The organism is Pseudacidobacterium ailaaui (genome assembly GCF_000688455.1).
Lineage (GTDB): Bacteria > Acidobacteriota > Terriglobia > Terriglobales > Acidobacteriaceae > Pseudacidobacterium > Pseudacidobacterium ailaaui.
Map to the genome: position 1 here is coordinate 1,448,654 of NZ_JIAL01000001.1, position 24,943 is coordinate 1,473,596.

Sequence of the window (24,943 nt, forward strand, 5' to 3'; positions counted from 1 at the left end):
TGCTCATCTTGAGGTCATCGAAGGGGGTGCGGCATCCGGCGCGCTCCCCCAGTTCTGGTTCGGCGTGGGCCCCATCGTCAGCACCAGCGTAGCACCCTTGGCGATATCAGCATGGCTGAACCAGGGCTTGTTCCACGGTTTGCCATTCAAGGTTGCCGATTGAATATAAATGTTTCTGGATGAATTGTTTCTGGCTACGATCGTGAAATCCTTGCCATTGCCCATATGGATGACGGCGCGGCTGAAGATCGGGCTGCCCAGGATGTAGTCCGGACTCGAAGGGTCCACCGGATAGAACCCAAGCGCGCTCATCACATACCAAGACGAGGTTGCCCCCTGATCATCCATTCCCGGAAAAGCCAGTCCCGTGTGGTCGCTGCCATACATGAGTCTGAGGATGCGTCGCGTCAGCTCCTGCGTCTTCCATGGCTGCCCCGCCCAGTCATAATAGTAGGCTGCCTGCTGGTCCGGCTGGTTGCCCTGGACATACTGCCCGATCACCCCCGTGCAGTCGCGGCAGATCCCCTTTGCTGTGTATGGGGTCGTGAAAAATTCATCCAGCTTCGCGGCAAATTTCTCTCTTCCTCCCAGCAGGTCCATCAGGCCCTGAACATCATGCGGGACCAGCCATAGCGTGGACCATCCCGAAGCTTCCTTCATCATGAAGTTGTAATATGGCTCCCGCGGGTCGAAAGGTGATATCCAACTTCCATCTTCCGTTCTGCCGCGCATAAATCCGGTGGAAGGATCAAAGACATTCTTATAGTTGTGGGCGCGTTTCAGAAACATCGCGGCATCATCCGCTTTGCCCAGCTTCTGTGCATAGAGGGCCAGCGCATGGTCGTCCCAGCTATATTCAAGCGTCGTCGCCACTCCGGCCTTGCCATCCGCATACGGAGGACTGGGGTTCTCGTCCTTCGGAATGAAGTCTGAGATCCATCCCTTCTCCAGATATTCGGCCAGATAGGGCCGGGGACCATTCGGGTCCATTGCATTTTTGCGCAGATACTCATAGGCCGCGGCCCAATCAAATTGCAGTCCGCGCTCCCAGTCGCCCAGAAACATCAGGTCCGCATTGTCTCCGTGGAAAGACGTGCCCATGTAGCCTGTCTCGCGCGCAATGTCCAGTTGCGAACGCAGAATGTCGACCTTCGTTTCCGGTTCTAGCAGCGTCAGTAGCACCACCTGGTTCCGGCCCGTGTCCCACAGCGGCACCTGATCATAGCGGTCAAATTCGGCAGTATGCAGCTTTTTGTCTTCTCCGAAAAACCGCTCGCCTTTGCGCGCCAGCAGGTGCGGACTGGCAAAGGAGTGATACAGGCAGGAGTAGAACAGCATCTTCTCTTTTTCCGTACCACCCTCCACTTCAATTTGGTTCAGCTTTTTTGCCCATGCCGCCCTGGCCTCTTCCCGCACACGCTCGAAGTTCCAGCCAGGATCTTCTTGCTGGAGTCGTTGCTCAGCCATCTCATAGCTCAGGCCTGATGCCACCTTCATCAAGACCTGCTCGCCCTGCTTTGTGGCAAAGCGCAGATACGCCCCGGCAAAATGCCCTGAGATGCTGCGTTCCCCCGGCCTGACATCTGCCCACCCCAGAATGTCTCCCCGCTGCGGGTCTGAAGGCGGCTCCTGCCGGAAGGTCCCTGACATGCGGAATGGCCGCGAAAACTCCGCCACAAAATATCGGCTGCCATCTCGCGATTTCCCCCGCACCAGATGGTCATTCACAATCTCCACATCGCCGCCGCGCCGCCCCAGGTCCAGTAGGATGTGCGATTTCTCCGACTCTGGAAAGGTGAAGCGGAAAAGGGAAGTCCACGTGGTCGCCGTCACTTCCACCTGGACATCAAAGTCGTCCAGAGACACGCTGTAGTATCCGGGCGAGGACCTTTCTTTGCTCTTGTCATACACCGAGGCGCTGCGCTGCGGTGGCACCGTCCAGTCTCCTGTTACTGGCATCACGACCGGACCGCCTCGCACCCCGGTGCTGAACCCATAGATCATCCGGTTCGGGTAAAAGTATGGCGCGCGGACACCTGCCGGATATTCCAGGTCCAGATTTGCATTGATCGGCCCCGGGTCCGTTGCACCATGCGGCAGCACCGCATTCGGAGAAGTGAAGCCCGAATACAGCAGTTCCCCCGGTGGTGGAGCGTTTCCGATGAGCTTCTGCTCATCGAGCGGCGCCGTTCCCACCAGCCCGTTCACATAATCTACTGGCTTCTTCTGTTGCCCATAGAATCCCTGTCCTGCCAGCAATAAAGCAGCCAGCAACCCCCAACAGCACTTCCCCTGCATATGACCTCAATTCACCGGCTCCCCTTCCTGCCGGGACCAGCGCTCATTTCCAAAAGAAAAAGTCCCCTGCCGGAACCAGACCAATGTCGCGGCAAGGGACCCGGAAATCTCGTTCTAGAAACTGATCTTCCCTGAAATCTGAAGGATCCTCGGGAAGTTCTGCTGCGTCGGACCAACCGTTCCAAAACCGCTCCACCCGGAGGTGGGGCTATAGCTCGCCGGTCCATCTCCCGGATTGGTGTCCGGGCCGCCAAAGAGTACCGAGTTGAAGGCGTTGAATGCGTCCAGTCGAAGCTGGAAGTCCAGCTTGTCTGAGATCGGCACCGTCTTCTGCACGGAGGCGTCCAGGTTTGGCATAATCGGGTTCCGCACCTGTGCCGTGGTCCCCTTCAGATTCATCAGGCCCCATGCCGGAATACCCTGCCAGCAACTGGTATCGTTGCTGAACCAGCGTCCTTGTCCGACTGAGGTCCCGCCTGCCGGACGATAGCTCGTCCCCGGACACGTATACCACCAGCCCGTATTCACTCCTACAGGAAACCCGCTCTGAGCATTGAAGACGCTGCTCACAGTCCAGCCGCCAATCAGCGAGTCCACCAGTCGCGAAGCATTCGCCCCCCACATGCCCTTCCGACCAAACGGCAGGTCCCATACGCTGGTCAGCGAGTACACATGCGTGCGGTCCGTGCCCGCTAGCTGGTGGATCTGGAAGTAGTCCTGGAACGGCCACCCGTTCTGGTAACCGTCGCCATTCATCGTCTTCGAATACGTGTAGGCCATGTTGAAGGTCAGCCCGTGGCTGGCGCGTTTGGTCAGCTTTACCTCAAGTCCGTCATACCAATTCCGGCCCAGCGGAGCGTTGTATTGTCCCACCAGTCCCGTGCCGCCCGGCGAGCAATACTGCGACAGCGGCAGTATCAGCGCAATCGCCTCCACCGTCGAGGAGGTCCCGCACTGTCCCGGTCCGGAAATTCCCGGTACATTGAAGTACGGGTTCGGGACCTGCTGGTCCCAGATCTGCGGATTGGCCTGTGCCGCCTTCAACTGTGCCAGCGTCGCCGTCCCATTGATCCACAGGAAGGTGCGCAGACGGCTGCTGAAGTTTCCGGCATAGCGCGCATCGAGCACCATCGCCCACGGCAGCTCCCTCTGGATCCCAAACGAGAGGATCTGCTCCATCGGGACCTTGCGGTCCGGGAAGTCGACCTGTACGCCGCCATTGCCCAGGTCCGTGAGCAGTCCCAAACTGTTGCCTGTAGGCTTGATGAGTCCGCTTGCGAAGGGCTGCCCCGTCTGGAAGTAGTTGGTCGGGGTGTTCCCGCCATCCAGGGAGGTCGTGTAGTTCGTGGTCTGTGCCTCACCGATGCTCGAACCGCCCTCCAGCCCATAGGAGTACATCAGGCCCCATCCGCCGCGAACGACCGTCTTCGGATCCAGAACAAACGCAAAGCCAATGCGCGGCCCTACATCCGACCAGTCCGTGTCATATGCATCCCGGGACTGGCCGCCTGCTCCCGCAAACTGGACCCCGCCCAGCACCTGTTGCAGGGATGTGGGGTTAATACCTGCAGCCTGCCACGCCGCCACATTGGCTGCATTGGCTACATTGGCCTGATAGGTCGCGTCATTGGTCAGCGGATTGACGCAAGTCAGGCACATGCCCCGGTTCAGATGGTTGTAGCGCTCGCGTAACCCGCGCTGCACATCGTAGCGCAGACCCAGGTTCAGCGTCAGCCGATGGTTCACGCGCCAGTTGTCCTGGAAGTAGATCGCATAGACCGGATAACCTTCCATCAAGGAGTAGATCCAGTCAATGCCCCCGCCAGAAGGCAGTCCCAGATAAAACGATGCCAGCGAGGAACCGTTCGGCGTATTGGAAGAGCAGGTATTGGAGTTCCCGCTCCCCGGAACAATCGGATAGCAGTTTCCATTATGTGGATTGAACTGGGTCCACCCGGAGTTAAACCCAAAGTCGCCGTTCGGGTGACCGCCGCTATAAGGCCGTCCGCCATATTGGAACTCGTCGATCTCTCCGCCAAACTCCAGCGTATGCGCGCCCGCCGTCTTGGTCAGGTCCGCATTGAACGCATAGTTATTGGTCACATCTGAGTTGATCTGGTTGCCAAAGACCGTGTTCCCGCTCAGCAGCCCCGTGCCCCAGCCATCGCCCACGGTAAATTCCGGCAGATACTTGCCTGAAGTGGTGTCCGGCAGCGGCATCGCCAGCCCAATCGTGCTCGGGTCTGTCTGTTGTGAAAAATCGCCGTCCGGCGAGGATTCGTAGAAGCGGTCAAAAGCAATCTTGAAGTCTCCGACCAGCGTCGGCGAAAAGACATGCGTCAGGTCCTGCGTCGCCACCCAGTTCTGATGGATCCAGTTGATATTTCCATGCGAGGCGATCCCGGTCAGCCCGTTCTGGCTCCGGTTTTCATTGCCCTTCCAGTACAGGAAGTAGCTATACATCTTCGTCTTGTCCGTCAGGTTATAGTCCACCCTCACCTGCGGCTGGTTGTAGTTATATAGGTCCGGCGTATGCGCCAGATAGTTGGCCCCACGCGCCAGATTGTCAGTCCCCGGAATGTTCGGCAGCGGAATATATTTGAGTACCGCCGTGGCCGTGCTGTTGATCTGCGAGCCGGGAAGCGTGTTGTTCGGATACGGTGTCTGCACCACATGGTCGCTGCTGCAACTGGTCGCCGGACCTCCGTCCAGACACTGCGCCGTCCCCGGCTGGAAGATCGTCTCACCGTTCGGGAACTCCTGCGGGTCCATCTTCTGCACCAGTCCGAAATCCACTCCCGGGTTCCCGTTATATCCCGGCCGCAGATACGCAGGAGGGACATTGATCAGCGTGGAGCCGGCCAGCGACTGCCGATATCCCTCAAATCCGAAAAAGAAAAACAGCTTTTTGCGGATGATCGGTCCCCCTGCGGTGATCCACCATTGGTTTTGCACCTCGCCCTGCCGCGGAGACCCAGCCAGGTTGTTCTGGAAGGTGTTCGCATTCATGAACGACCCTTCATACGCATAGCGGGCACTGGCGTGATACTGGTCATCGCCGCCCTTCGTCACCACATTCACAATGCCGCCGCTCGTTCTTCCATATCGCGCATCGTAGGTCGTGGTCATGACATTTACTTCCTCGATGCTGTCAATGTTCGGCGAAACCGTCCATTCTCCCGGACTGTGATTGTCATACCCATACTGGCTGGTGATGTTTGTACCGTTCAGCGTGAACTGGTTGTTGCCGACAATGCCGCCGCCAATCGTGTAAGAGTTCGTCACGTCCCAGCCGCGCGTACCGGAATACCCACCCGTTCCAAACTGCGTCTGCGTAAACTGGCTGCCCGGTGTGGTCCCGATCAGCATGTACGACTGCCCGCCATTCAGCGGAACACTCTGCAGCGTGCGTTGGTCGATCACCGTTCCACCCGAGCCCGTCGTCGTCTCCAGTTGCGGCGGCGCTGTGTTCACCACCACCTGCTGGGCCACTGACCCCAGTTCTAGAGTGAAGTTCTGGTTGAAGGTCTGCGAAGCCAGCAGCAGCACCTTGTCCTGCACCGCCGTCTTGAAACCGTTTGCCTGTACAGTCACCGAATAGGTCCCCGGCAGCATGTAAGGAATGTAGTAAACACCCTTGCTGCTTGTCTGGACACTGTACGATGTGCCCGACGCAGTGTTCACTGCCGTCACCGTGGCGTTCGTCACCACCGCTCCGGAAGGGTCCGTGATGAGCCCTGTGAGCACAGAGCGGAATTCCTGTGCGCGTCCCGCAGCAAAAGACGAGAAAATTACGATTGCCAGAAACGCGGCCTTCCAACTGCCTATGCGCATGATCTGCCTCCAGTTACATCCTTGTTACGTTTTTGCTTTTGTATGGTAAGGATTCCATTCAACGATGGTAGCGATTCCACAAATCCAGCACCCTGAAGTTACGTGCTCGTTGCACTCTGTGGCAATATGTCAAATGACCTATTTACAAATAAGTCATTTGACATATCCTTATCTCAAACTGTCGTTGTGCGTCCGGCGCAAGCCGCAGATTCAAAAAGCATGAGGCCCCCGATCATGCGCTCGTCTTCATGGTTTCTTCTCACCGCCTGCACCGCTGCCGCCGCAGCGCTGTGGATCTGCTCCTGGCTCCGGCCCTTCTCCTCCGCCGCCCCCGTCCCTTGCTTGACCTATGACCTTCACTCCCCATCCAAGAACGAGTGGAAGCCCCTGGGCGGCAACTGGACCATCGGCGGCGGCACCGTCTCCAACCAGTCCTACGAACGCGGGGCCAAGCTGCTGACCGGCGCGCAGGACTGGCGCAATTACACCCTCACCGCGGAGATGAAATTCACCAGCCCCAATGCCGACATGGGGCTCGTCTTGCGTGTCCGCGATCCTGCAAAAGGTACTGACACCTACAGCGGCTACTACATCGGACTGCGTACTCTGGACGAAAGCCTGGTCATTGGCCGCTCTGATTTCGGATGGCGCGAAGCCCGCCCAGTTGCCGTACCGGGAGGCGTACAGCCCAATACCTGGTATCGGATGCGCGTCGTTGCCTATGACTGCAACCTCGCAGCCTCAGTACAAAATCTGGCCAGCGGCGCGACCGCCTGGATGGCCTTTGAGGAGCCGGGCTGCATCAGCAGCGGCCGCATTGGTCTTCGCTCCCTCAATCCCGGCGCCTTCTGGCGGAACATCCGTATTGCACCCGCCACCTGGAACGACTACCTCGACATCCAACGTCATGCCCCTTCCGTCGAGCACCCCGAAGATCTTCCTTCGCCGCCCTGGTGGACACCCGGGCACGTGACCGTCCTTTTCACCGGCATCCTCGCCGTCCTGCTGCTGTCCCAGCTCGTCTATTTTCGGCTCCGCCAGTGGAAGGTTCACACCATCGCCCAGGAACGTGAGCGCCTCGCACACGATATTCATGACACCATGGCGCAGAGCTTTGCCGGAATCGGCTACCAGATCCAGGGCATCTACCACAACATCACACATCGTGGTTCTGCGGACCTCTCCGAGATCGCAGAACAACTGAAGGTTTCCTATCAGTTGGTGCGCAGATGCCATGAAGAAGCCAGCCGGACCATCGCCATGCTGGGCTCGCCGCTGCCTTTTACCCGCGACCTTCTTGCCGCCCTGCGGGACATCGCCAGGACCCTGGCTGGAGACCGCATCCACGTGCTGGCCGAGTCCCTTGGACCCGTGAAACCCTTACCGTTGCGTCTGGCCGATGCCCTGCTACACATTGGCCGCGAGGCCATTGTCAATGCGGTCAACCACTCTGAGATGAATCTTCTTTTCCTGACCCTGGTTTACAGCAGAAATACTGTCGAGTTGGTGATTGAAGATGATGGCCGCGGCTTTGAGGTCCGCCCCGAGAGCACCGGTTTCGGCCTGCGGGGCATGCAGAAAAGGGCGCGGGACGTGGGCGCGGTTCTGCACATCCACAGCACGCCGGGAAAGGGCACAAGGGTGCACGTCATCGCACGCCTGCAACCGGAAAGGCCCCTGAAGCGCTTTTTCAGGAAGCTCCGCGGCAAGCTGCCGCCGGTCTCAGTGCCCGCCGCTGGTTAGCAAAGCGCTGCTGTAAAGTCCCTCTCGGGTTAGTCGGCCAGCTGGATCAGCCCGCGTTTGATGGCCGTTGTCACTGCCTCGGTCCGGTCGCTGGCGCCCAGCTTCACCAGACAGCTTGCCATGTGGTTGCGCGCCGTCTTGTCGCTGATGAAAAGCTGCTGCGCAATCTCCTTGTTCGTATGCCCTCGGGCCGCCAGCCTCAGTACTTCGATCTCCCGCTGCGTCAGCTCTTCCCGCGATACGATCTCCGCAAGACGGTCTTTGATCCTTTCCGGAAGATAGCGCTGATTGTCATGCACCATCTCGACGGCGCGCACAATTTCCGCCTGCGGCGTGCTTTTCAGCAGATACCCCATCGCCCCTGCCTGGAGCGCGCGGAGAATGTAATCGTCTGCCTCATAGTTCGTCAGCACCAGAATGCGCGTGTCCGGGCAGAGGCGCCGCAGTTCCATAATGCCTTCAACGCCCTCCATGTCCGGCATCCGCAGGTCCATCAGCACCACGTCGGGCGGCTGCTGCTTCACTTCCTCAATGGCTTCTGCTGCCGATTCCGCTGCCCCGGTTACAGTAATCTTCTCCTCGCTGTCCAGCATCGTGCGCAGCCCCACCCTCACAACAGGATGGTCGTCCACAATCAGCACCCGGATGGCATCCGGTCCCTTTCGCTGCCTCGCCATGCATGAGATTCTATCTCGCAGCAACCGCCCTCATCTTCCACCATACTGTTGCAGCCACTTCAGCTCTTCCCGCACCTTGATGTATCCGTGCCACGGATTTTTGCTCAGCGAATGGCCCTCACCCGGAAATACCAAAAAGGCATGAGGAATCCCCAGCGCCTCCAGCGCCCGCTCCATCAGCACATCTTCCAGATAGCTCACGCGGACGTCTGCATCCCCACCCACCAGATGTACAGGCGTCCTGACTTTGTTGAATTGAAACAAGGCCGCTTCTGACTGATAAAGGCCCGGGTCCTCCCACGGTCGTCCGCCCAGATACCAGGCATCGTCAAAGGTCAAATCGTCGTTGCCCCAGTTGGCCGCATGTTCGACTGCGCCGGCCCCGGTCACAGCGGCCCGGAAGCGCGTGGTCTGCGTAATCAGCCAGTTGGTCATGTAGCCGCCATAACTGTATCCGCCAATGGTCAGCCTCTCCGGATCGGCAATACCGTCCCGTACCAGCGCGTCCACTCCCTCCAGAATGTCCTTGCCCGGCCGCGACACCAGGTGCGGCGCAATTCCCAGCATGAAGCGGTCCCCATATCCGCTCGATCCACGGTAGTTTGGGCGGAAGACCAGCCACCCGTTGGCCGCTGCCAGTGTCGCCCAGTCATACCAGTCTGCGCCAAAGCGGTTGCCGTCCGCGTCTGCCGGGCCCCCATGAATCAGCGTCAGCATTGGCAGATGTTTTGCACCTTTCTTGCCCGGCGGATAAATCAGCACTCCCTCCACTGCGGTGCCATCCTCGGCCTTCCACCGGTACACGCTCCATTCCACCTGCGCCCGCTGCTGAAAGACAGGATTGAAGGCCGTCACCGCCTTGGCCTGCTCTAAAGCATGGCTTCCTTCTGCAAGAAAAACCTGGGTCGGCTCCGTCACCGTCGAGTGCAGCACCACAAGCCGCTGCCCTTGCCTTGCGGCATCCAGCCCGGAGTAAGTGCCGGCCAAACCCGGCACGGCCTCTGCCTTGTCTCCATCAATGGCGTACACCTGCTGTTCGGTGCCCAGTTGTCCCGTGGCCAGAAGCTGGCCATCTGCTGTGACCGTATAGCCTTCCCACGAGCCCTCAAAGCTGCTCCCCAGCCTTGCAATCTTTCCCGTACCGGGATCCAAAGCATAAAGCCGCCCCTGCACGTCCCGGTAGGGGCCCTCCACCGATCCACCCGCCGCGCGCACCAGAAAATACAGCCTCTTGCCCTCCGGAGACCAGCGCAGATTGCTCTCCAGCCCTTCATTGTGCGTCAGTTGCTGCACCGTCCCGCCCTGCATCTCCACCAGATACACCTCGGCTGCGTGCGGGTCTTCCATCCGGTGAGAGACGCTTTCCGTTTCAAACGCAATCTTCTCTCCATAAGGGGCAATCTCAGCAATGGCAAAATTGCTTCGCGCAATGACCTGCGCCGACGATGGCAGCGCCGACGCACCTTTCTCCTTCTTTTCATTCTCTGGCAATGAAACCTTTGTTGCTGCGTCCTTGGCCGCGTCCAGCCGAAGGGCCAGCAGAACATCGCCGCGCTCCTGCTCGCGCCACCGCACGACGTCCTTCCACTCCTGTTTCTGCTCCTGCTCCTGCGCCTCAGTCAACGGCTGCTGGACCGCGAACAGGATCCTGCTCCCATCGGGAGACCAGGCAAAGGCATGGGTCTCCAATTTTTCCCGATACAGCGGAAAGGCCTCGCCACCATCGGCCGCAATCGCCCACACACGCTCGGTCTCGTCCTTGTCCTTGTCCTCCTCATCCTCTCCGGTCAGCGGTCGCGAAGAGACAAATGCCAGATACTTCCCGTCCGGAGACCACTCCGGCCGCGCATCCGCTCCGCCTTCGGTCAGCAGCGCCAAGGCCCCGGTGCTCTGCCTCCAAAGCCACAGCTCCTCGCGGTAGCGGTTGTGGCGCCAGTCTGGAGCGGATATGGCCACCACCACCGCCTGCCCATCCGGAGAAATCTTCGCCGCACGAATTTCCGTCGTGCTCAGAAATTCATCCAGGGAAATCAGGGGCCGCGTCTGCTGTGCGCCTGCCGCGATGGCAAGCGCGCAAATGGCCCAGAAAATGGAGACAGCTTTGCGCATGGGTCTTCCGCCTGTTCTGCCGATTTTCCACCACGAGAGGGCCGGACCCCTGCAGCGAAAAACCGCACTCGGGCCAGTCCGGCCATGGTGAATCAGAAATCATACCGCAGTGAGAACTGCATGCGCCGCCCAAAGGAAAGCAGCGAACTGGCCACCCCCAGATTGCCGCTGCTGAGCGTGCTGCCAATCGATGCCGGATCAAAGCGCACCGTGTTGGTGACGTTGTATACCTCCCAGGCAAAGCGGAGGGTCCCGTACTCCTTCAGTCCCCAGCTCTTCCTCAGCCCTCAGGGTCCCGGCTGGAGAGGCCTCCCTCTTTCTCCTGGCTGGGTCCTGCTACTTCGGTTTGACCGCAATCACCTCAATCTCCACCAGCGCCGCGGGTGCGGCCAGCGCTGCCACCTGCATGGCGCTGCGGGCCGGTTTGTTGGGCTGGTCTTTTGTTCCGAAAAACTGCGAATACCCCTCCATGAATCCGGCAAAGTCCATCTTGCCGCCTTTGCCCGCATCTCCCGTCAGATACACGTGCATCATCACCACATCGCCCAGCGTGAGCTTCTGCGCCTCCAGCGCCTTCTGGATCTGCTGGAGAACATGGATGGTCTGCGTCTTCGTGTCCCCCGCTTCGCCATGCATCACGGAAGAATCAATCATGCCGCTCAGATACAGTGTGTCTCCTGCCGACACTCCCTGTGAGATGGGAAAGTTCGAGTTCGGCAACGGGATGCGCGTGGTCTGCGCCTTCGCTCCTGCGCTGCACAAGATTGTCATCATCCCCGCCGCAAACATGGCCCTCTTAAGCTGCACTCTCAGTCCCTCCCTTTTGCATCGCTGCACCAATCTGATGGATGGTCCGATAGGCGGAAAGCGCCGCACCCTCCTGCCATCCGATGAGTCTGCTCGTGTGGTCGCCGGCAAAGTACACCCGTCGGTCCGGAAGAATGATCCGCTGATAGATCTTCTCGTACTCCTCGTCCCGCCCGTGGATCCACGAACCATAGTTGTACGGAATCTCTCCCCAGTTCACATACACCGGGTTTTTCAGTTCCCGCGAATGCCCCGGATGCAGCTTCTCGATCGCTGCGCGCGAGGCCTCCAGCTTGGCCTGCATATTGGGCAACTTCCCAAACGGGGTCCCGTTCTCTATCGAATATCCGCCGATGATGATCCCCGTCTGCGAGAAGAAAGACGCGCTCGGATACCACACCACATCCACCGTCTGCTGCAAGTACGACAGGCCCCCATAGATGCTGTACTCCTGCTCCCAGAACCTCCGCGATTCCCACGCAATCTTGTAGCCCGAATCGTAGCTCACGCCTTCCAGCAGCGCCTTGATCTCCGGCGAAAAGTCTGCGTCCAGGTGCTTCACCACACTGAGGGGCATCGCGCAGATGCAATAGTCTCCCGTCACCGTTTCCATCTGCCCGGTCTTGGTATCGCGATACGTGACCGTGACCCCGCCCGACGATTGACGGATCCGTTTGACCTCCGCCCCGTACCGGACCACCTCTCCCAGCTTCTTCTCAAAGGCGGCAGGAATGCGGTCCATGCCCCCGATGGGCTGGAACATCGTTGCCTGCCAGTCAATCTGGTCTTCCACCAGCAGCCCGCGCCACAGGTCTGCATCGAGCAGCGCATGCATCGGCAGCGGGTCCTTTGGCTGCGGCTTTTCCGGCCCGGCCCCGGGATACACCTTGTATCCGGAGCGCAGCGACCCCCGGTAAACAAACTCCGGGTCCAGGTCGCCGTACTCGCGCAAGAACGCCATCATGCGCTCTTTGTCTTCGGCCGTCATCTCTTCATCAAGGGCGCCCTTTTTCAGGCTTTTCGCCAGCAGCTCGGCAACATGGCCGCGCGTATCATTCACCATCTGCCGCTGCTCGACCGCAGCGCCGCCATTCATCCGGTCAGACTGCAACAGCGTGCCCCGCGCCGTGTTTACCTCGACCTCCAGCGGAACGCCCAGCTCGCGGCAATATCCCAGCATGGTGGTGTGGATGGAAGGCAGACGCGCCGGGCCGGCATTGAAATAGTGGCCCTCCTCAAATTCGCACAGCTGCTCGGTGCCGTCTGCAAAACTCACCTTTGTCCCGCGGCGAATGCTCCAGTTCCTTCCCCCGACACGCTGCCGTGCTTCGAGCACCGTACAACGGTATCCCGCCTTGCCCAGCTCATAAGCGGAAACCAGGCCCGCAATGCCGCCGCCCAGGATCACCACCTTCGTACCCTTGCCGGCAACAGGCTGCAGCTTCTGCGCCTCAGCACCCGGCACCGGCAGCAGTCCCAGCTGCTGCATCACCAAAAAGGCAGCGCCGTATCCGCCGGCCTGCCCCACTCGCATCAGAAAGTCGCGTCGCGTCAGTCCCATATCAACTCCGTCTCTTGTTCAGCAGAAAGGGCGCCCCACCACTGCGGGCGTCCCTTCTGAAATCAGCCTGAGAGCGGCCCTCAGAAAATGATCTTCAGGCCCAGTTGTGTGTTGAATGGCTCACCTGCGCCTATGCCAGGAGCTCCGTTGTAGTCGCCAATCGTGTCATACAGAAGCCCCAGCTTCGACCCCACCGTGTTGATGGGAGGCGCAAAGTTGCTCTTGTTCAGCAGATTGAACATCTCCACGCGGAACTGCGTGTTCACGCGCTCGCCAATCGCCGTGTTCTTGAAGAAGGAAAGGTCCCACGATCCGTATCCCGGACCGTAATACTGGTTCCGTCGCGAGTCCCCAAAGGTATACTGGGCCGGGTCTGCAAACGCCGCCGGATTCAGCCACCGCTGCGTCGTGCTCGAATTGTGATGGATGCCCTGGTAGGGATTGCCCACCACATTGGCCCGCTGCACTCCCTCGTTGGTCCCGGTAGTATCACTCGATGACATCACGCTGAACGGTTGCCCGCCATGCAGAGACAGCAGCGAATTGGCCTGCCATCCCGATGTGAGCGCCTTCAGATGACTCGATCCCGGGATCTCATAGGAGAAGAACCCCACAAACGTATTCCGCGTATCGAAATCGCTGTTTCCGTAATCACCCTTGAAGTGATGGCTGTCCTGCGGCAGCGCACCACGGTAGGCCGTCACGATGTCCAGATTGTGGCTCCAGGTGTACATCAGGTTGGTGGTAAGCCCGTGCCAGCTCTGTGTCCGCAGCGTGGCCTGCAACGCGTTGTAATTTGAGGTCCCAATGCTCTCAATCTGGTTAATCGGATTGGTCCCCACCAGCGGATTGGCGCTCACCGAGCTTTGCACAAAGGTCGAGTACACTCCCGGAGTCACGCCCAACCCCGGGTCCACAAAGCTCTGGTTGATGTCCAGCAGGCTCAGCAAACGGCGGCCTTCGCTGCCTACATAGCCAATCTGCGCCACCATCTTGCTGCCCAGGCTCTGCTCCAGTTGCAGGTTGAAGTTCATGTTGTAGGCATTACGGAAGTTCTTGTCCACGGAGAACAGCGCGCACGGGCAGTCCGCATTGCTGCTGGTCGGAAACACTGGCACGCCGCTCTGGATCGGATGACTGCTCCCAATGTTCAAAGGCTGCACCGTCAGCACCGGACTCGGCCCGCTCGGATTTCCTTCCACGCCGTTCGGCGCCCCATTCCCCGGACGGTTGTCCAGAAACGGGTTCAGGTTGGGTGTATCAAAGTAAAAGCCAAACCCGCCGCGCACCACCGTGCTGTTCATCGCCTGGTAGGCAAACCCCAGGCGCGGGCTGAAGTTCAGCCAGCTTCTGTCATAGAGTGAGCTGATCTGCTGCCCCTGGAACACGATGCCGCCCAGTGATGGCCGAAAAACTGAGAGGTTTTTGTAGTCGTTGTGCAGCGGCCCTTCATAGTCATACCGGACGCCATAGTTAAAGGAAAATTTCGGTGTGATCTGCCATGCGTCCTGCGCAAACACATCAAAGGTGTTCACAAAAACCTGCCGGTCCGGGTTCCCAATGGCGATCGAAGACGCGGTGGGCGAGACATATCCCGCCATGAAATCGGCCAGCGGCAGCAGGTTTGTGTCTCCGCCGTAGGCAGCAAGGTCCGCGCTCGTCCACGGCCCCTGCGCTCCGTCGAAAGACAGCGCCCCCAGCGCGTGGCGGTGATAAAACTCATCTAACTGCGCCTGCCGGTACTCACCCCCGAACTTGAACTGGTGTTTTCCCACCGTCCAGGAAAGATCGTCCGTCAGGTGCCCGGTAATGTCGTTGCGTCCCTCCGGAGGCGTCATGCCTACGGGATCAAACTCTCCATTCAGCCCGATATTGATGTTGGGCGACCCGCTGAAAGGCGCTCCCGTCACCAGTCCCAGCGTGGCCGGTTCAAAGTCCGTTTCAAAATCATGGAAGACCTGGTTGAAGTAGTTCACCCCGGCCAGCACCTGGTTGGTCACGGCCGGCGTAAAGACATGGTTGTAGACCAGCGCATAATTCTGCACGTGGATCGGGGCCACTTCATAGTAAGGCTTCAGTACGGAACCGACCGGGGCCACCTGGTTGCCCTGTCCGCCAAACCAGTGCGCGGAAAGGCTGTTGCTCTCGTTGATCGTGTAGTCCAGCTTGATCAGCCCGTTGTAACTGTATCCATATTCCGGGTCCACGCTGGTGTAGTTGTTGCTTGTTGCCGGTCCATTCAGCGCATAGCTTGGCCACAGCCCTTTGGCGGAGCCGGTGCCGTTGATCAATGCCAGCGCCACCGGATTGACCGCAATCCCATGGTTGGCAAGGATCGCCTCGGCCTCCTGCTGATAAGCATGGGACGGCTCCGTCGCCTGTGCGGGAACGCCGATGACAAAGCGCTGCTTTTCAAAGGTCGTAAACCAGAAGAACTTGTCCTTGATAAAGGGGCCGCCTGCAGAAAACCCGAAGTTGTAATTGCGCACCTCCTGCTTGGTCGCCGTAAACGGGTTCTTCGCGCCCAGCGCCTCATTACGGTTGAAGTAATAGGCCGAGCCGTGCAGCCCGTTGGTCCCCGAGCGCAGGCTCAGATTGATCGTGCCGCCCGGGTTTCTGCCCGTTTCTGGCGGCGCCTGCGTCTGTGCAGAGAACTGCTCTACCGCATCAATCGGAAGCACAATGCCGGCAATCCCCGAGACGCCGCCCTGGTTCACCGCCGGTATGTTGTGCCAGAGGTCGTTGTTATCAATGCCGTCAATCTGCCAGTTCATCTGGTTGGCGCGCGTGCCATTCAGCGATCCATATCCGCCGCCCACATATCCGGCAAAGCCCGGCGTCAGTCCGATGAGCTGCGTGAAGTCGCGGCCATTCAGCGGAATGTCCTGCACCGCTTTCCCCTGTAAGACCGTCGTCTGTGTCGTGGACGTCGTGTCCAGCGTCAGCGCCGCCGCTGAGACCTCCACCGTTGTGGCCTGCGATGCCACCGTCAGCTTCATGGGCAGCGTGTAGAGGGTGCCCGCCGTCACCATCACCTTGCCCACCTTCAGCGTTTCAAATCCGCTGGCCGAGGCCGTCACCGTATAGCTGCCCAGCGGAAGGTCCTGAAAAACAAACTCGCCCGCGCTGGAACTGACCGTCGCATGGGAGACCTGGGTATCATCGGCCGTGGCCGTCACCTGCGCTCCGGCAATCGCAGCACCCGCCTGGTCGGTCACCACTCCGTTGATGCCTCCACGGAAGGTCTGCCCTCCTGCCGGATACCGCCAGAGGAACAGACCCGCAAACAAAATTGCCAGGAAATACAAACGTCTGGAAAAATCCATGCCCACCACCTCCAAAAGGGATGAAAGGTTTCAGTCTTTTTTCTGGAAGATCTACAGCTCAGCGGAAGAACGACAAGCGCGGCCGCTCCCAGGGAAATGCTTCCTTGGGATGACGCGCTGCATGAAACACCTGTGTGAGTTTCATACTTCCCACTTTGTGTGGACAGATTGGTTGTTTCAACAGAAAAACTGGCGCTATCGATAAAACAGCGGCACTGCCATAAAGAAAGCTAATCAAGGAAGCGGCGTTTCCCGACCGCACGCGCACCCAGCAGACCGCATACAAACCGCTCTTCTGTTTGCTTTTAAAGAAACCTGCCGGAGATGCCGATAACTCCGGCTTTTGAGGAGAGATAAATTTTCATGATTCGCAGCGATGCGGCCTGGTCCCCAGCCCCTCCAGCGCATCACAGGCCGCCGTAAGCCCGTCTTCCTGCTCCATCTCGCGCTGGATCTTTCGGGCGCGTTCCGCACTGCCCGCATCTTCCAGCAGCGCGCGCAAAACGCGCGCCACGCGCTCTGCCGTATAGTGCCTGCGCTGGATGATTTTCGCCACACCCATTCTGCGCACCCTCCGCGCATTATCAGGCTGATCATGGCTGTAGGGCATCACCACCATGGGACGGCCTGCGCGCATCGCCTGAGCCGTGGTCCCGATGCCGCCCTGATGCACAATGGCGCATGCGTGCGGAAACAGTCTTGAATAAGGAGCGTAGGGTGCAACACAGATGCTCTCAGGCAGCTGCGCTTTGGGCATGTTGGCCGGATCGCTTCCGGTAAGCAGCACCGCGCGCATGCCCAGCATCTGCGCGGCCCGCGCACTCTGCTCGTAGAAGTCGCCCGCATCCAGCACCGCCGCCGATCCCAGAGTAAACACGAGCGGCGGCGGCCCGGCAGCCAGAAAATCACCAAGGGTCGGCGGCAGCTCTGCCTTGCCTGCGTCCCCGTCATAGAAGACAAACCCCGTTACCTTTGTCTTTGCCGGCCAGTCCGGCTGGGGCGCTCCAAAGACGCGCGAGAACAAGGCCAGCACGAGTTGCCCAGAATGCTTCGCATCAAAGATCGGGTCCTTGCCCCGGCCCAGACCCAGCTCCCGCCGCAGTGCGTATACCGGCTCGGGCCAGCTGCGCGTTACCCGCCGCGCCACCCATGCCGTCAGATGTCCCAGCCAGGGCACGGCCAGCTGCGCCTTTGCCAGCGTCGGGAATGGCGGCAGCACTGGCGGATCATATGCAGAGAAAAAAGAGAACGGCGCCAGAACATAAGAGGCCCATGCAATGCCGGTCTTCTCAGCAACAACCGGCCCGGCATAGGCCAGCTCTCCGGTCACCATCAGGTCTGCGCCTCCATCGGCCTCTACCGCGCAGCGCAGGTCCTCATAGCTCTGCCGCAGCGCAGGGAAAAGAAACTTGCGCAGGCCATATTCGGTGCCCGTCTTCCGGTTATAGATCCTGGCAACAAGCTCCTTGTCCGTCTGGTCCTGGTCCGGACGCACCGGGAAAAACCCGATGCCCAGCGGCTCAATCTTGGGACGAAACATCTCTGGCACCGCCAGCACCGGGCGATGCCCGCGCCGCTTCATCTCCAGCGCAAGAGCAATCAACGGATTGACGTCGCCAAAAGTCCCGAAGGTTGAGAAGACAATGCGCATCTTCTTCGATATCACCTGCCACCAGCCCTTTGTCCTCCCGCGCACAGGCGCTCTGTCGTCCTGGGCGCCCCTGAGGGACCTGCATGACCCATCGTTTAATAGCTGGCCTCAAACCGATGAAAGCGCCGTTCCAGCTCCCATTCCTGCTGTGCCTTTTCGCTGGATTGGACAATTGCAGCGCAGGCCCCCATCGGGCTTTCACGTCCAAGCTGACCGCGGCATGGCGCCACAGGCTGCTCCAGTTTCTCCGGGGTCGAGGACTGCCACAGGCTGGCCCCGGGCAGGAAGCTGTGCTCGATGCTGGCCCGCGCCATCTGCTTCAGATCGCGGTAGTCCAGAGAATATGTAACCACAGCGCGTACATATTCATGCGTCAGATCAATGCGGGAAACACCCTCATCATCCGTAGACAATGCCACCGGCACTCCGTATCTGCGATAGATCCGGAATGGGTGGTCCTCGCCCTTGATGTTCAGAATCACGTCATTGCTGGTCAGGTTCACCTCTACCAGAACATGCTTTACCGCCATCTCCTTCAGCAGCGCATACGGCCTGCTCTCATACATCACGTCCACGCCGTGGCCGATGCGCTCGGCGCCCGCCACCTCGACCGCCGAACGGATATGAAAGCTCAGCCCGTCCGGAGGCACCATCCCCGGCGCCAGCTCGCCGGCGTGCAGCGTCACATGCACTTTCGGATAGAAGCGGTGCAGCACCGCAATCATGTCCATCTGCAGCTGGTAGTCCCTCATGCAGACAAAGCAGTCCTCCGGCTGTACCAGGTTGATGCCCACCACCTCCGGGTCCACCGAGGCGACTTCAAACCCCAGCAGGATCTGCGCAAACACTGCCTCCCGCGGCAGTCCGCGCAGTACCTGATAGATGTAGCGGACCTGGACCTTGCACGCGGGCTGCGCATCTTCTTTGCCGCAATGCTCACGCTGCTGCCGCGCCGCTTCGGCCTCATCGAAGAACGCCCGCGCAGCGGGAACAAAATTGCGGAACCCGGCTGCCAGCAGTTGCTCGCGATACTGCGCAAAGTCCGGCTGGAAGCCCACCTTGGCCGCCAGCACCGCCGCTGGTTTAAAGTCCGGCGTCTCCATCAGTTCCAGATACTGTTCGTTCTGCGATGCCGCGCGCGAGGCCACCTCATCAATCCACTCCGGTGTGTGGGCCTTGCTGGTGCCGCCAAACTTGTCAAAGGTGTTAAAGAAATGGTCATGCCCGGACTCGCCCGTCACCGGCACAAATGTGCGCATGGAAAAGGAGTCAATCAGCGCATCATAAAGCTTCTGGTCCTGCGGAACGGCGGCCGCAGAGACCTCGCCCGCTTTGCACGCTCCGTGCTCCGGACGCACAAATTCCAGCCTTACCGTGTCCACGCACAGACCGTCTTCGCCTGCGGCGCGGAGGAAGGACTCCGCATAGACGGCCCCGGAAAGATGCACATGCAGGTCGCCCCCCTTGGGCATTTCATAGAGAAATGCCCGCAGCGCCAACGGCCCCTCTTTGCGCGCCTCTTCAAAAGCACGCGCCGTCCGCTCCTCAGCATCTGCAACTCGGACTGGCCGCGCCGCCTGAGCAGCGGCCACAGCACACATCCATAAACACACAGCGAAGAATTGGCAGCGTTTGGCCCAATGCATTTACGATTTCCTTTTGGTGCGATTCATGACAAGTGTATGGTATTGGCGTCTTCTGGCGGTCCTCTTTTTCTTCCTGCCTGCTTCTGCCCAGTCCTGGCTCCGGCCCCTGGACCGGTTCCCCCTGAATGCCAGCCCGCTCACCATCCGTCAGCACGCGGAAGCGCAGAAGCCTTTCACCGTGGCCGGGGAGTGCGGCACCTTCGTCGGCCAGCAGGACGGCAGCTTCGAGGCCTGGATCTTCCCCGTCAAGCTGCTCAGCCACTTCCGCATTCAGGCCCAGATGCAGGACTATCCCATCCCCATCGACGTGAATGAGCAGGCCGCTGAAATCGAAGTCTCACCCGGCCACACCACCATTACCTACTCGCATGCCGCCTTCACCGTGCGGGAAGTCCTCTTCGCCACGCCCTGCACGCAGAACGGCACAGGCATCATGGCCCTCTTTCAGGTCGAGTCTGTTCGCCCCATCAAGCTGACTTTTTCCTTTACTCCGGAAGTCAAGCGCATGTGGCCCGCACCCAACTACAACGCGCCTTCTCCGGAATGGGTAAAACTGGGCCCCAGCGGTTACTACATCCTGCATACCGATTCCCCGGACCTGGCCGCGGCCATCGCCATGCCTGACGCGCAGCCCGGCATCCTTGCCCCCTACCAGGAGCGCCCCAGGTTCTGGCCGCTGCAATTTGTTTTAGACATAGACCCCAGGCACGATGCGGACAAATACTTTCCCCTGCTCATGGCCGTGGGCAACGATGAAACATCCGCAAAGGCCCCGGCGCTCACGGCGCAACTGGAGCGGCTCAGCGGGCAGGCCAGACAACTGTATTCGCAGACCGAGGACTACTACGACCATTTCTTTGACCAGCGCCTTACCGCTGAAACTCCCGACAGGAGCTTTGACGAGGCCCTGCGCTGGGCCGAGCTTTCCATTGACCAGCTCCGCGTGCGCCACGGCGAGGAAATCGGCCTCGTCGCAGGCTTCTATTCCTCCGGCGACTCCAACCGTCCCGGCTTCGGCTGGTTCTTTGGCCGCGATACTCTGTACACCCTCTACGCCGTCAATAGTTACGGCGACTTCGCCCTCACCCGCCAGGCCCTTGAATTCCTCATCCACCGCCAGCGCGCCGATGGCAAAATCATGCACGAATATTCACAGACCGCCGAGATGGTGGACTGGGCGCGATTTCCCTACGAATACGCCGCCGCCGACTCCACCCCACTCTTCCTCATGGCCATGGAAGATTACGTGAACACGAGCGGCGATGTGGACTTCCTCCGCCAGCATTGGGACTCGGTCGAGAAAGCATGGCAGTTCGAACGCACGCATGACAGCGACGGCGACGGCATCTATGACAATTCGCAGGGCACAGGCTGGGTCGAAAGCTGGCCGTCAGGAATGCCGCACCAGGAAATTTATCTCGCTGCCCTCGACCAGCAGGCCAGCGGCGCGTTTTCGCGCCTTGCGCGCATCATGGACCATCCGGATGCATCCAGCCAGGCCGCCGCCCGCGCGCAGAAGATCGCCAGCACCATCGAAGCAGAATACTCCGGGCCCATGTACGCTTTCAGCCGCAACGCCGATGGCTCGCTCGACAAAAGCGCGACCATCTATCCTGCCGTCGCCTGGTGGGACGGCCACTTCTCCCTGCAGCATCCGGATGCCATGTTCCGCCGCTGGGCCTCAGAGGAATTTTCTACCGACTGGGGCCTGCGCGATGTGGGCGACCGCGAGCCGTTCTATGACCCCATCAGCTATCACCAGGGCTCGGTTTGGCCGCTCTTCACCGGATGGGCCGCTCTGGCCGAATACCGCACTGGCCGCACGCTCTCCGGCTACGCGCACCTGATGCAGAATGCCGACCTCACCTGGGCGCAGGACCTCGGCGCGGTCACAGAGCTTCTCTCCGGAGCCTTCTTCCAGCCGCTGGGCCGCAGCACCACGCACCAGCTCTGGTCCTCCGCAATGGTCCTGACTCCTGCCATCCGCGGCCTCTTCGGCCTCGCCATCGATGCCGAGCACACGACCATCACCGTGACGCCGCACCTGCCCGCAGACTGGGACCACGCCACACTCCGCCATATCTCGGTTGGGGACCAAAGGACTGACCTCGAATTTCACCGCGAAGACGGCGCCTTGACCGTCCGCGCCAGTAACAGCAAGGTCAAACTGGCAGGGGAAAAAAACGGAGTGCTGCGCCTTGCTCTGCCTCCGGTTGAAGTGGGCGTCCCTCACGCGCTGCCTCTGCCCGGTGCGGAGACCCGACAACTGAAAGTCCTGAATCAGAAGCAAGACGCGCATTCTCTCACACTCGAACTCGAAGCCCAGGGCGGCAGCGCGTATGACTTGCCTCTGCGCCTGAACGGCCTGCACAGCCGGCCCCATGTGGAAGGGGCCAGCATCGCGCAGCCGGAGACGCCTTCTGCCCTTGGCCGTCTGCATGTGGTCTTTCCGGCAGGAGACGGATACCAACAACAGACCGTGCAGATCACATGGTGAGTCTTTGCTATACTAAGTGAGGTTGTTTGACGTCAGCTTGCCTCCAGAAGCGGTTCCGCCTGGGCAACTCGCCTTCTCAGACACACCACGCCGCGCGACAAGGCGGGGCGTTCCTTGGAATCTCCCCAAGGCCAGGTAGCTCAGTGGTAGAGCGCGGCCCTGAAAAGGCCGGCGTCGGCGGTTCGATCCCGTCCCTGGCCACCACCTGCACCCCATCCCAAGCACCCCATCCCAAGCACCCCATCCCAAAGACCTCCATCCCTGGCCGCGCTCTGTGTCGTGGCGCGCAGCGCCCAGACTAGGCCCGCGGCCCTGAAAAGGCCCCTTGTCGGCGGTTCGATCCCGTCCCTGGCCACCACCTGCACCCCATCCCAAAGACCTCCATCCCCGAGAGCACTGTTTAGAAAATCAGGATCTTACCTGTGAATCAGAGTCAGGGAGCGAGAAACTTCGATATTCGCTTTACTTCCACGAGGCCAGGAAATGGATAGCGACGCTCCTCCCTTGGGGCGGTTTGACGCCGTCACACTCCCACCATGCGCGCGCACTACGGCTTCAACAAAGGCAAGGCCAAGACCATGTCCTTTCGAGCCTCTTCCTTTTACCCGCTGCTCGAATATATGGCGGCTGATCTCTGCAGAAAATCCGGGCCCGTCATCTTCGACAATCAGTGTTGCAAGATCTTCGTTTGCGCTGAGTGTGATAAAGACGGTGCATGATGCTGGCAAATGATTTAGTTCATTATCCAGAAGATTGGCAATTACACGATGGAGAAGCGCCGCATCTGCCAATACCATAACAGGACCCGCACTGCGAAGATTGACCCTAAGCCCTTTTTCTGACATCGATGGCTCATACAGATCGATCATGACTCTCATCAGTTCATCAAGATCGACTTCTGTCAGAGACAGTCTCAGCGCATCGGCCTTTGCTTCAGCTACGTCGAGAGAAACATTCAGGTATTCCGTCAATCGATCCAATTCATCTATGGCCGAAACAAGGGGCTCGCTTTGCCCGGCCTTAAAGTCTCCACACAACGCTATCTCCAGCTTTCCACGAATCGCAGTTAATGGGCTGCGAAGGTCATGAGCTAGAGCCCCAGTAATGGTATGCAGTTGATGCATCGAACTTTCAATTCGATCCAGCATGTGGTTGAGCGTCTGGGCAAGATGCCCTATTTCATCGTTTCGCTTGCTGGTCGGGACTCTGCGGCTCAAATCAGATTGCCCAATTTGGGATGCAGCCTCGGTTATCTTGCGAACAAGGCCCAGCATACGTTTAGTAACAAAAAACACAATGGCTGAATCGAACAGAACAATCAGTAACCAGAGACAGAAAAATCGCAAGCGGAGATTCCTCAGTACACGCAATTCATCTCGCTCGGAAAGTCCGAGATAAATGCGACTCCCATCATCGAGTTGCACTGATGCGATTCGAAATGGAGAATCGAAACCTTTGACATGCAGGTCGTATGGAACTTCAGAAATGAACTTGCGCTCACGAATCGCTGCAAGATTTGCCAATCCATCCCCAGAGCCTACCCATAGCTTCAAAGCGCCGTCATTCCCGACTTGTAGAAAAAAAACGGAGTCGTTCTCATTGCTGTTCGAACGAAGCTTATAGGAAACCTCTCTGCTCGCAAGTTCTGCAACTTCGCCTACTACTCTGCTGTAGAGGCGATCCTTGGGCGTTCGCCCAGCCACATCACGGAGAACGGCAACTTCTCCCGTAAGCCATGCATCGCTTCTACTCTGAATATCATTCGCTATGAAGCGATGAAGCATAACAAAGATGAGCATGGTTCCCACTGCAAACGCAACCGTTCCCCAAAGAGAAATGTGCCATGCGGCGCTCCGCATAAGAGGATTAGCGGTCTTTGAGTACATATCCAATACCTCGTACGGTTCGGATGAGCGGTTCGCGGCCTTCTGTATCCACTTTGCCGCGCAAACGGTAGATATGCACATCAACAACGTTGGTGTTTGGCTGGAATCGCATTCCCCATACTTCGGAGAGCAGCATCGAGCGAGTGATGACACGACCCGCATGTCTACATAAATAAGCCAGAAGCACAAACTCCTGCGGGGTTAGATTTAGGACCTCTCCCCCGCGAGAAGCCCTACGATTGATGAAATCCAGTTCCAGATCCAGTACCCGGAGACGAGCTGCTTCTTCAATGGGAGCCGCATTGCGCCGCAAGAGATTGCGCAGTCTGGCCAACAATTCTGCCAGTGCAAAAGGCTTTGTCAGGTAGTCGTCTCCGCCTTGCTCCAGACCTTTGACTCTGTCATCCACTGATCTTCTGGCTGACAGTATTAATACTGGACTACGGATGCCGGATTGTCGGAGTTGGAGAATCAGATCAATGCCATCCTGATCCGGAAGTCCCAAATCAACAATGAGTCCGTCGTAGGCCTGCCTGGATGCCAACTGAGTTGCGGCACTCCCATTTTCTGCTGTATCTACTTCGTAGCCGGCCTCAACCAAAGATTGCTTGACAAAACTTGAAATCTCCGGTTCGTCCTCAACCAGTAGAAGTCGCATGATTCATGTTAAGCCATTTGATCCGCAATTCTCTTGCCTCGGAAGCCCTGAGGATCACGATTTGTTCATCATGCTTCACAGCATGATGGATCACCCCAAAAAACCGCCAATGCACAGGAGAGTCGAATCATGACTTCAGCCGCAAGATACGCAGGATAATAGATTTCTCAGGCCCGTACTTTCAATCATTTCTTCTTCCATGAACAAATCGTAATCCTATCCTCCCCCCTACAAGTGCTACCGAATGATC

General features: G+C 59.0%; 13 protein-coding genes and 1 tRNA gene. 3 read left to right on the top strand and 11 right to left on the bottom strand.

Annotation, left to right across the window (positions count from 1 at the left end):
* Positions 1-3 precede the first annotated feature (3 nt).
* Together N655_RS17690 and N655_RS0106430 are read right to left on the bottom strand one after the other, a co-directional pair.
* Entirely contained in the window at positions 4-2,274 is a 2,271-nt protein-coding gene (locus N655_RS17690) for a GH92 family glycosyl hydrolase (protein WP_044935400.1), read from the bottom strand.
* A 138-nt stretch (positions 2,275-2,412) separates the two neighbouring features.
* Positions 2,413-6,132: an outer membrane beta-barrel protein gene (locus tag N655_RS0106430; protein ID WP_026442320.1), complete on the bottom strand. Its 3,720-nt coding sequence runs from the start codon at positions 6,130-6,132 to the stop codon at positions 2,413-2,415.
* A 219-nt stretch (positions 6,133-6,351) separates the two neighbouring features.
* On the opposite strand from N655_RS0106430, the gene N655_RS0106435 reads away from it, so the two are divergent.
* The gene (locus N655_RS0106435; RefSeq protein WP_162173510.1) at positions 6,352-7,875 is read left to right on the top strand and encodes a 3-keto-alpha-glucoside-1,2-lyase-like domain-containing protein; all 1,524 of its coding nucleotides are present in this window, start codon (positions 6,352-6,354) and stop codon (positions 7,873-7,875) included.
* Between the two features lie 29 nt (positions 7,876-7,904).
* Here N655_RS0106435 and N655_RS0106440 read toward each other — a convergent pair whose 3' ends face one another.
* The 7 genes from N655_RS0106440 to N655_RS0106480 form a co-directional block, all read right to left on the bottom strand.
* Positions 7,905-8,552 carry a response regulator transcription factor gene (locus N655_RS0106440; protein WP_026442322.1) on the bottom strand — a complete coding sequence of 216 codons (648 nt, stop codon included), beginning with the start codon at positions 8,550-8,552 and terminating at the stop codon, positions 7,905-7,907.
* A 30-nt stretch (positions 8,553-8,582) separates the two neighbouring features.
* The gene (locus N655_RS0106445; RefSeq protein WP_026442323.1) at positions 8,583-10,661 is read right to left on the bottom strand and encodes a S9 family peptidase; all 2,079 of its coding nucleotides are present in this window, start codon (positions 10,659-10,661) and stop codon (positions 8,583-8,585) included.
* A 336-nt stretch (positions 10,662-10,997) separates the two neighbouring features.
* Positions 10,998-11,468 carry a Rid family hydrolase gene (locus tag N655_RS0106455; RefSeq protein ID WP_026442324.1) on the bottom strand — a complete coding sequence of 157 codons (471 nt, stop codon included), beginning with the start codon at positions 11,466-11,468 and terminating at the stop codon, positions 10,998-11,000.
* Positions 11,458-13,029, bottom strand: a complete 1,572-nt coding sequence (locus tag N655_RS0106460; RefSeq protein ID WP_026442325.1) for a flavin monoamine oxidase family protein — start codon at positions 13,027-13,029, stop codon at positions 11,458-11,460. Before N655_RS0106460 ends, N655_RS0106455 begins: the two co-directional genes overlap by 11 nt.
* A gap of 80 nt (positions 13,030-13,109) precedes the next feature.
* Positions 13,110-16,355, bottom strand: coding sequence for a TonB-dependent receptor (locus N655_RS0106465; protein ID WP_026442326.1), 3,246 nt, complete (start codon positions 16,353-16,355; stop codon positions 13,110-13,112).
* A 361-nt stretch (positions 16,356-16,716) separates the two neighbouring features.
* Positions 16,717-18,006, bottom strand: coding sequence for a nucleotide disphospho-sugar-binding domain-containing protein (locus N655_RS0106475; RefSeq protein ID WP_026442328.1), 1,290 nt, complete (start codon positions 18,004-18,006; stop codon positions 16,717-16,719).
* A 95-nt stretch (positions 18,007-18,101) separates the two neighbouring features.
* Positions 18,102-19,652 carry an adenosine deaminase family protein gene (locus N655_RS0106480; protein ID WP_026442329.1) on the bottom strand — a complete coding sequence of 517 codons (1,551 nt, stop codon included), beginning with the start codon at positions 19,650-19,652 and terminating at the stop codon, positions 18,102-18,104.
* 25 nt (positions 19,653-19,677) lie between these two features.
* On the opposite strand from N655_RS0106480, the gene N655_RS17695 reads away from it, so the two are divergent.
* Together N655_RS17695 and N655_RS0106490 are read left to right on the top strand one after the other, a co-directional pair.
* A complete protein-coding gene (locus N655_RS17695) occupies positions 19,678-22,149 on the top strand; it encodes an amylo-alpha-1,6-glucosidase (RefSeq protein WP_202900324.1) in 2,472 nt (823 codons plus the stop codon).
* Positions 22,150-22,278: 129 nt separating this feature from the next.
* Positions 22,279-22,353: transfer RNA gene (locus N655_RS0106490), tRNA-Phe, on the top strand.
* Positions 22,354-22,565: 212 nt separating this feature from the next.
* On the opposite strand, the gene N655_RS0106495 is transcribed toward N655_RS0106490, so the two are convergent.
* Together N655_RS0106495 and N655_RS0106500 are read right to left on the bottom strand one after the other, a co-directional pair.
* Positions 22,566-23,948: a HAMP domain-containing sensor histidine kinase gene (locus N655_RS0106495; protein WP_238324541.1), complete on the bottom strand. Its 1,383-nt coding sequence runs from the start codon at positions 23,946-23,948 to the stop codon at positions 22,566-22,568.
* 67 nt (positions 23,949-24,015) lie between these two features.
* Positions 24,016-24,693: a winged helix-turn-helix domain-containing protein gene (locus N655_RS0106500; RefSeq protein ID WP_026442331.1), complete on the bottom strand. Its 678-nt coding sequence runs from the start codon at positions 24,691-24,693 to the stop codon at positions 24,016-24,018.
* Between the last annotated feature and the right edge of the window lie 250 nt (positions 24,694-24,943).